9 protein-coding genes are annotated in these 9,062 nt (G+C 27.4%); 1 reads left to right on the top strand and 8 read right to left on the bottom strand.

What is annotated here, in order from left to right; genetic code table 11:
• The first annotated feature begins 61 nt into the window (after positions 1-61).
• On the top strand, positions 62-2,056 hold the full coding sequence (locus tag I4V51_RS19940; RefSeq protein WP_195990189.1) for a GGDEF domain-containing protein: 1,995 nt from the start codon (positions 62-64) through the stop codon (positions 2,054-2,056).
• A 159-nt stretch (positions 2,057-2,215) separates the two neighbouring features.
• On the opposite strand, the gene I4V51_RS19935 is transcribed toward I4V51_RS19940, so the two are convergent.
• The 8 genes from I4V51_RS19935 to I4V51_RS19900 all read right to left on the bottom strand — a co-directional run.
• Complete coding sequence (locus I4V51_RS19935) at positions 2,216-3,265, bottom strand: SPFH domain-containing protein (RefSeq protein WP_195990188.1); 1,050 nt, start codon at positions 3,263-3,265, stop codon at positions 2,216-2,218.
• Positions 3,266-3,295: 30 nt separating this feature from the next.
• Positions 3,296-4,009, bottom strand: a complete 714-nt coding sequence (locus tag I4V51_RS19930; RefSeq protein WP_195990187.1) for a PspA/IM30 family protein — start codon at positions 4,007-4,009, stop codon at positions 3,296-3,298.
• A gap of 96 nt (positions 4,010-4,105) precedes the next feature.
• A complete protein-coding gene (locus I4V51_RS19925; protein ID WP_243281582.1) occupies positions 4,106-4,447 on the bottom strand; it encodes a 4Fe-4S binding protein in 342 nt (113 codons plus the stop codon).
• Between the two features lie 21 nt (positions 4,448-4,468).
• On the bottom strand, positions 4,469-5,548 hold the full coding sequence (locus tag I4V51_RS19920; protein WP_195990186.1) for a nickel-dependent hydrogenase large subunit: 1,080 nt from the start codon (positions 5,546-5,548) through the stop codon (positions 4,469-4,471).
• On the bottom strand, positions 5,545-5,922 hold the full coding sequence (locus I4V51_RS19915; protein ID WP_195990185.1) for an NADH-quinone oxidoreductase subunit C: 378 nt from the start codon (positions 5,920-5,922) through the stop codon (positions 5,545-5,547). The genes I4V51_RS19920 and I4V51_RS19915 overlap by 4 nt, the downstream gene beginning before the upstream one ends.
• A complete protein-coding gene (nuoB, locus tag I4V51_RS19910) occupies positions 5,919-6,371 on the bottom strand; it encodes an NADH-quinone oxidoreductase subunit NuoB (protein ID WP_195990184.1) in 453 nt (150 codons plus the stop codon). The genes I4V51_RS19915 and nuoB overlap by 4 nt, the downstream gene beginning before the upstream one ends.
• Positions 6,372-6,392: 21 nt before the next feature.
• Positions 6,393-7,250 (bottom strand): complex I subunit 1 family protein, encoded by an 858-nt coding sequence (locus tag I4V51_RS19905; RefSeq protein WP_195990183.1) that lies wholly within the window; start codon positions 7,248-7,250, stop codon positions 6,393-6,395.
• A partial coding sequence (locus tag I4V51_RS19900) for a proton-conducting transporter membrane subunit (protein ID WP_195990182.1) occupies positions 7,250-9,062 on the bottom strand: 1,813 nt, incomplete at its 5' end. The genes I4V51_RS19905 and I4V51_RS19900, both read right to left, overlap by 1 nt.

Genomic DNA, 9,062 nt, shown 5'->3' with positions numbered 1-9,062 from the left:
GATGTTTTAGGATTTAATTACCTAAAATACACATTAATAGTAAAATGAAAGGAGCCCTAATTTGAAACTTAAATGTATAAAAAAATTTATGACAAATAATATTCTACTTATATCTATCTTATTAATTTTATTTATTTTTTCAACATATACTAATGAGTTCTCAAAACAAAATTATACACTTAATCATGAAAATATAATTACATATATTAAGGAAGCAATTGAAAAACAAAACCTTAGTACAGAAAAAATTGAAAAGATTAATCAGTATCTATCAAATAAGGACCATGATAGCGAATATTATTTTATAAATGGTTTTCTAGATTATATTAATAATAATTATAAAGAAGCTATCGAAAATTTAGATTTAGCTTCAAAAAACATTGCCCATTCAGACTTACCATTTATAAAAATTTATACTTACATATTATTAAATGAATCACTTCAAAAAGAAAATAAATATGATTCTTTAATAAAAAACTGTGAAACTGCATTAAATTACATATCTGAAAAAGATTTTTACAAAAATGATGTAACTTTAATATGGCGAACTATAAGTGTATTGCTAAATAATGAAAAACAAATACAAGAAAGTATTTCTCTATTAAACTCTTATTTAAATAACACAAATGGATTAACTGATGAAAGTATAGTTAGATTGACTGCTAATATTGGCCAGTTATACAGTTTAGTTTATAAGTATTCAGATTCTATGTATAATTATCTAGATGCTATAAATATTATAAATTCAACACCTTCCATGCCCAATAAAAATTATTATAAAACTAAATTACTAACAGCTATTGGAGATATTAATTTTATTTTAAATGAATATGAAAATGCTATCGACTATTATGATAAGTCCTTAAATATTACTTTATCTGATAAAAAAATAGATGCATTAACTAAAAGCTTTACCATAATTAACAAATGTCAAGCTTATATTGAATTATCAGAGTATAAAGCTGCTGCTGAATTGGTCACCGAATTAAATAATTTATATCCGTATATTTATCCAGGTGTTAAAGATGATATTGAAATACTTTATCATAATATACTTGCATTAACTAATACATATGAACATAATTTTGAAAAAGCAGAAGAACATCTTATAAATGCAAAAAAATTATTAGAAGAAGATACGGTTGAGTTTTCCTTAAATAAAGACATATTCATCAATTTAACTTATGCTCAATGGTATAAAGAACAAAAATTATATGATAAATCATTACCACTGTATAACGATTTATTAATACAATCCATTAATAAAGGATTAGGATTAGAAGACCAGATTTATAAACAAATCAGCGAAATATACAGAGATAAACAAGATTTAAACAACTATATTAAATATAATGAATTATATATTAATCAAATACATTTTAATACACAAATTTTTAAAAAAGATTATATAAAATACATGGTTAATTGGTATGAAAATAACTTATTAAAACAAAAATCACAAAACTATAAATTTAATATATTAATTATGCTTTTTACTTTAATTATATTATTGATTATAGTCTTAAGTAAAACTATATTAGTAAAAAAATTACGCAACTCAAACTTTACTGATTCTATGACAGGATTAAATAATAGGAAATATTTAGATTATTATATGATTAAAAACAAGAAAAACCTATTAAACAAACTAATTTCAGTTATTATTATTGATATTGATTATTTTAAAAAATATAATGATAACTATGGACATATCGAAGGCGATAAAATAATAAAAGAAGTTGCAAACGTCTTAAAGAGTAGTGTTAGAAAAAGTGATATTTCTATTAGATACGGTGGAGAAGAAATGGTATTAATTCTATCTGATATATCTCCTAATGATATTGAAGCTATTGCTCAAAAAATACAGACCAATCTTAAAAATAAGAATATAGAACACAAGTATTCTGAAATAAGTAATATCTTAACAATAAGCATTGGTGTATATACTACTAAATTTTCAAATCAAAATATATATAACTTAATAAATAAAGCTGATACGGCACTTTATAAAGCTAAGAAACAAGGCCGAAATAGATATGAATTATTATTTGATTAATAACACTCATAAAAAAACAATAATTGAATATCAACTTCTTATTTTTAATGTACAAAACTAAAAATTTAATTTTGCACATTATATTTAATCTAATAGTTTGGAGAGTACTAAGTTTATTTTTGCAAAACCCGTTCTACTCTCCCCGCTATTTTAATTCCATTATTTTATCTTTGCTCCACATTCACTACAGAACTTTGAATCATCTTTAATTAATGCACCACATTCAGTACAGAACTTCTTTTTCTTTTCTGTATTTTCAGAAATTCCAACCTTCGTTCCACATTTACTACAGAACTTTGAGTTTTCACCTAGGTCTTCACCACAATTTTTACAAACTTTTTTATTGATATTTGATGATGAAGTTGACTCCATATTTTTCTTCATTTCATTCATCATATTCATTCCCATTTGCATTCCCATACCAGCTTGAGCCATATTAGCCATACTACTATTAGGATTTTTCTCCATAGATTCCATCATGGCTACATTTTGATAATGACCTACATTGCCAACCATTCCATATGCAGCATTTTTATTAATCATATTTTGTACAGAATCAGGATAGCTAAAGTTTTCAATATTTAATGATGTTACAGTTAAACCTATCTTAATCATTTCCATATCTAAATCTGTTTTTATTCCTTTAGCTATTTCAAAAGAATTTGCTTGTAAGTTAAACATATCCTTTCCTTCTCTAACAATCCACTTCATTAAAAGCTGGTCAACTACAGCTAAAGCTCTTTGTTTAACATCATCTACTGTGAATTGACTCTTAATTCCTGCAATCTTATCAATTAAAACCATATGGTCACTTATTTTAACATTAAAGGAACCAAAAGCTCTTATTGGCATTCCTCCTGGCATTCCTGGAGCTTGAATATTTATTGGACTTTTAGTTCCCCATTTCACTAAAAATTCTTTAGTATTTATAAATAAAACTTCAGCCTTAAGTCCTGATTTAAATCCAAATTTAAATCCTTTAAGTGTTGATAAAAATGGTATTATTTCTGTTTCAATTTCGTAATTACCATCTTCAGTAAAAACTCCTTCAACCTTTCCATTATGCATAAATATAGCATCTTGACCTGGTCTTATAATAAGTCTGCTATTTTTCTTTATCTCATCATTTTTCCACTTCCAAAAAATAACGTCATTTCTCGTTTCATTCCATTCAATTACGTCTAATAATTGGTTACCAAATAAACCCATTATACTTCCTCCTGAAATTTATCACTTGTATTATTTATCAGCCTTTAATCTTGCTAATTCATCATCAATTGCACTATTGCTATTTCCCTTTAAAGCTGCTAACTCATCTTCTACTGAAGAATTTTTACTATCATATTTGCTCATTAAATCATCTAATCCATCACTTGGCTTAGAATTTAACTCAGCCATAGCATTAGCTTCATCTAGCATTCTGTTAGCCTTTTCTTCCATTCTGCTGAAGGAATCTAAGCTTGATTTAGAATTATTAACTGAAGAACCCATTTTATTTATTCTTTCTTGCATTTTTGCTGTAGCTACCTTTGCTTTAATAGTTGCTCTTCTTTCATTAAGTTCTTCTATTTGTAATGTTAATTTATTATACATTTGCTTCATTTTTTCTGAGTTAACCCTTGCTGCTTCATATTTAGTATTAAGAGCGGTTAATTTTTCTGTCAATGCTGCTTTCTTTGACAAGAATTGTCTTGCATCATCATCATTTCCTGCCTCTACAGCTCTCTTTGCATAATCTAACATTTTATTTACATCACTTTGACATTCATTAGCCTCTCTTTTAGCCCTTGTTTCTTCAGCCATAACAGATGCTGTCTCTGCTTTAACCTTATTTAAATCATCATTTAAATTTCTCATTAATTGATCTATCATTTTAATCGGATCTTCAGCCTTATCTAATAAGGCATTAATATTAGATGACATTATATCAGTAAATCTTTTTAATATAGACATTAGTACCCCTCCTAAAATCATTGTTTTTATTATATAACTATATTCTACCATTATTTAACTTAAAACAAAATGTATAAATTTTCTTATTAATAAATTTTAACTTTTATTAAAATAACTATCAACTTTTTCGCCTTTTGTTGGTTTAGTATATTCATTTTTCATTTCAATACATTTCTTTGGACAGCTTTCAACACAGTATCCGCATTGAATACACTTTAACCTATCTATTTCCCAATCATTACTTTCTCTATTAACAATTATAGCTCCTGTAGGACATTTTCTTGAACATAACCCACAATATACGCAATTTTCAATATTTACTTCTATATGACCTCTAGTTAACTCATAACTTTCCTTTTTTTCTTTTGGATATGATGTTGTTACACTTGGCGATAATAAATTTTTTATTATTGTTTTTGTAAATTTCATTACACTCATACCCTTAACCTCCTAACAAAATTAACGCTCAGTACAGCTTATACAAGGATCTATAGTTAGTATTAAAATAGGAACATCCGCTAAATCGCAACCTTGCAAAATTTTAAATAACGCTGGCATATTTGCAAAAGTTGGGGTTCTAACTCTCATTCTCTCTAAAAACTTAGTTCCATTTCCTTTAATATGATATATAACTTCACCTCTTGGCTGCTCAAGTCTTGTAAAATATTCTCCATTTGGATTTCCATTAACCTTTATACTTATTTCTCCATCTGGTATTCTGTCAATTACCTGTCTAATTATATTAATTGACTCAAAAATTTCTTTAAATCTTACTACACATCTGCTGTAAGAATCTCCTTTATTATCTATAATTGTTTTAAACTCTATACCCTTATATGCACTGTATCCTAAGTTCCTAGCATCATAATCTATTCCACTAGCTCTTGCCATAGGTCCTACGCAGCCTAATTCATAAGCCTCTTCTTTTGATAATATACCTACTCCCACAAGCCTTTTCTTTACAGATAAATCATCAAAAAATACTACCTCAATTTCTTTTAACTCTTTCTCAACTTCCTTTAATATATTTAATATTACCTTTTGTTTTTCTAAATTTATATCTTTTCTTACACCGCCAACCTTACATACTGAAAAAATAACTCTTCCGCCAGTTGTCATTTCAAATATATTAAGTACCTTTTCTCTAATTCTAAAGCACTGCATAAAAAGACTTTCAAATCCAAAGGCATCACTTAATAATCCAAGCCATAATACATGACTATGAATCCTTGATAATTCTGCCCATAATACCCTTAAGTATTCTGCTCTTTCTGGAATTTTAATATCCATAATCTTTTCAACAGCTTGACTATACCCCATTCCATGTATAAAGCTACATATACCACAAATTCTTTCTGCAACAAAAACATACTCTTGAAAATCCTTTTTTTCTACTAACTTTTCAAGTCCCCTATGAACAAATCCAATAGTTGGAATTACTTCTACAACTTTTTCATCCTCTAATACTAAATCAAGATGTATTGGCTCTGGAAGTACTGGATGCTGTGGACCAAATGGTATTATACTTCTATTACTCATTGTTTTTCTCCATCCTTTTTATCACTTATATTAATTTTATAAGGAGTTTTCTTTCCTAAATCATATAAATGTCCTTTAAAATCAATATCTATATTGCTTATATTAATCCCAAAGAGGTCCTTCATTTCATTTTCATATAAATATGCATATTTATATATACCACTTATACTAGGAATATCATCATTTATATCTACTTGTATTTTATAATTGGTAAAATCATAATTTTTTGCAAAAGAATAATTTAGAATATATCTTTCCTTTAAGCTAGTACAACATATCTGTATTAATCTATAACCCTTTCTTTTTACTTCATATGCTATAGTTATTAATTCCTTTAAATCTATTTCCTTATCTTCATATAGACTTTCCATCATCCTTTTACCTTCTCCCCATTACACTCTTTCATTGCCTTATACTTTTCTTCTAAAACCCCTACAGCTTTAATAATTCCATCTATTATAGACTCTGGCCTAGCTGCACATCCGGGTACATATACATCTACAGGCAAAATTTTATTTATTCCACCAATAATGTTATAGCAATCTTTAAAAATTCCTCCTGAACAAGCACAAATTCCAACTGCCATTACAGCCTTTGGATTTGCCATCTGATCATAAATTTGCTTTATTACTTCTGAATTTTTATCATTAACAGCTCCAGTTATTATTAAAATATCAGCATGCTTTGGATTTCCCGTATTAATAACCCCAAACCTTTCAGCATCATATAAAGGGCTTAAGGTTGCTAAAACCTCTATATCACATCCATTACAACTTGACCCATCATAATGTATTATCCAAGGTGACTTATTAAATGCTGTCATTTATTCTTCCCCCTCTCTAATTTATAATAAAGAAAGAATTACTATATTAGTAAATCCTATAGTTCCACTTATTATCCATGAACTTTCTAATAATTGCTGCCATTTAACTCTAGAGAAAGTATTGTCAATTAATATTTGTAAAAAATAAACTGCTAAGCACATAACTATTGCAAGTAATATACTTGATATATTATTATATCTAAAGAAAATATACACAAAGCCATATAACAACACGTTTTCATACCACTCTGCTATTTCTACTAATCCTAATGTTGGACCTGCAAATTCAGTTGTAACCCCTTTAACTATTTCTTGATGAGCATGATGTGATGAACTTAAGTCAAAAGGAGACTTTCTAAATTTAATTGTAAGGATGAATATAAATCCTATAAATACTCCTGGTAAATATACTATTGGTGGTAATTTTCCTGTAATTATTTCTCCAACATTAAATGTTCCCTTTGCTAAATAAAATCCTATTGAAGTTAATAAAATCATTGGTTCATATGCCATCATTTGCAAAAGTTCTCTTTCTGCACCTATTGTGCTATAAGGTGAATTTGTGGAGTATGCTCCTATTACTAAAAAAATACTAGTTAATGTAAATGCAAAGGTTACTAATAGGATATCTCCTCCGCTAAAGAAAATAACTCCTGTAAATATCATAAATATCAAATAGAAAACTAAGAAAAATTTTTCTGCTCTATTTACAACTGCAACTTCTTTTTTAAATAGCTTCTGTACATCATAAAAAGGTTGCACTATAGAAGGTCCTTTTCTACCTTGCATTTTTGCACTTATTTTTATATCTATTCCTTGAATTAATCCACCTAAAATAGGAGCAATAATTATATAAATTATACCTATAATCCATTTCATTACAAAACACCTCCTATTGTATAAGTAAAGAATCCAATAATTAAGATTAATGATATATAAATTCCTATTGGTAATAGCTTTTTCTCACCAAAAACATTTTCCATATACCAGCTAGATAAATACATATTCTTTTTCTCTCCATATGCACTGTAGAAATTTTTATCATCTCCACTATTAATTCCTGACATATATACAGGAACAATATTTTCCCCTCTGCTTGTAAAAAATCTCATTCCAAATGGTAAAATAATTATTACTCCTAGCATTATTGTTAATAATGTTTGATTTATATTAGAAATTAAATTAACCTCTGTAATATTAAACATTTCTGAAATAAATGGTATTATTAATACCTTTGAAACTATAGGATATAAAACACATAATGATATTGTAATAATAGCTTGTAAAATTAGTGCTTCCCATTCACACCTCTTAACTGTACACTTTTGACGTTCCCATTTATGCCTTATTGCTGTTAATTTACCAAGCCACTTTGTCCAATAAAATAATGTTGCTGCACTACCATAAGCTAATGCAAGAACTATTATTACATGTCTAGAATCAACAAAAGCTTTTAATGCAGCCCATTTTGATATTAGCATCCCAAATGGAGCTAAGAACATTCCTGCAATACCAATTGCCATCATTAATGCCATTTCTGGTAATCTTATTATTAATCCATGCATATCTTCAATATCTCTGCTGCCAATAATATGTTCCGTTGCCCCAACTGATAAAAACATAAGAGATTTAGATACAGAGTGAAAAATTAATAATAAAATAGCTGCCCAAATTGATTCATAAGTTCCTATTCCTGCACAAGCTACTATAAGTCCTAAGTTTGACATTGTTGAATATGCTAAAATCTTCTTTGCATCACTTTGGCTAATAGCTATAAGTGACATTACTAAAAATGTTAATCCTCCAACTAAAGTAACCATTTCTCCTGAAATATTTCCTGATAATACTGGAGATATTCTTATTAATAAATATACTCCTGCTTTAACCATAGTAGATGAATGTAATAATGCTGATGTTGGCGTTGGTGCTACCATTGCTCCTAAAAGCCATTTTGAAAAAGGTAATTGTGCTGCCTTTGACAATGCTGCAATTGCTATTAAAGAAATTGCCAATATTAAACTACTATTCATAGCTACAGTATTAGACAACGTTTTCAACTCATATATATTAAATTGTTTTATTAATATTGCAACTGCAATAGCAAAACATACTCCCCCTATAGAATTCATCAATAAAGATATAAATGAGTTATTAATTGCTTCTTTAGTTTGTGTATATCCAATAAGTAGAAATGAACAAAGTGTTGTTACCTCCCAAAAAAAATATATCCAAATTAAATCATTTGATAACACTATTCCAAACATTCCTGAAAAGAATATAAATATAGTTGCAAAGAATACTTTTCTTCTATCTTTTACTTCTTTCTTTAATCTATGAAAATCCTCCATATAAGATATTGCATAAATACATATGGAGCCACCAACTATAGCTATAATTAGTACCATTATAATTGATAACTTATCTATAAATATATGATAATCTAAAATAAGCTTTGTTTTATCACTACTTACCTCAATACACAACATTATAATCCATTGAACTAGTGATAATAATCCAATAAACATTTTCTTATATTTTGTACATAAAAATATAATGTACAAAGTCATTAGTGTTTCAATAAATAAAATTAAATAATTTACTCTTTGACTATTTATAAAGTAAAATTTATCTGGATTATTATAATACTGAAATGCAAATAGAATTGAATATACTCCTATTAAAAGAATAGAG

Origin of the sequence: Clostridium sp. D53t1_180928_C8, assembly GCF_015667795.1 — a bacterium.
In the GTDB taxonomy this organism is placed as follows: Bacteria; Bacillota; Clostridia; order Clostridiales; family Clostridiaceae; genus Clostridium.
The sequence above is the reverse complement of the archived record's forward strand: the minus strand, read 5'-3'. Positions and strand labels throughout refer to the sequence as shown.

What these genes read in the sequence shown, in the direction of transcription:
- I4V51_RS19935 (WP_195990188.1), bottom strand. Translation starts at nt 3,265, where the DNA reads ATGGGTTTATTTGGTAACCAATTATTAGACGTAATTGAATGGAATGAA.
- I4V51_RS19930 (WP_195990187.1), bottom strand. Translation starts at nt 4,009, where the DNA reads ATGTCTATATTAAAAAGATTTACTGATATAATGTCATCTAATATTAAT.
- I4V51_RS19925 (WP_243281582.1), bottom strand. Translation starts at nt 4,447, where the DNA reads ATGAGTGTAATGAAATTTACAAAAACAATAATAAAAAATTTATTATCG.
- I4V51_RS19920 (WP_195990186.1), bottom strand. Translation starts at nt 5,548, where the DNA reads ATGAGTAATAGAAGTATAATACCATTTGGTCCACAGCATCCAGTACTT.
- I4V51_RS19915 (WP_195990185.1), bottom strand. Translation starts at nt 5,922, where the DNA reads ATGATGGAAAGTCTATATGAAGATAAGGAAATAGATTTAAAGGAATTA.
- nuoB (WP_195990184.1), bottom strand. Translation starts at nt 6,371, where the DNA reads ATGACAGCATTTAATAAGTCACCTTGGATAATACATTATGATGGGTCA.
- I4V51_RS19905 (WP_195990183.1), bottom strand. Translation starts at nt 7,250, where the DNA reads ATGAAATGGATTATAGGTATAATTTATATAATTATTGCTCCTATTTTA.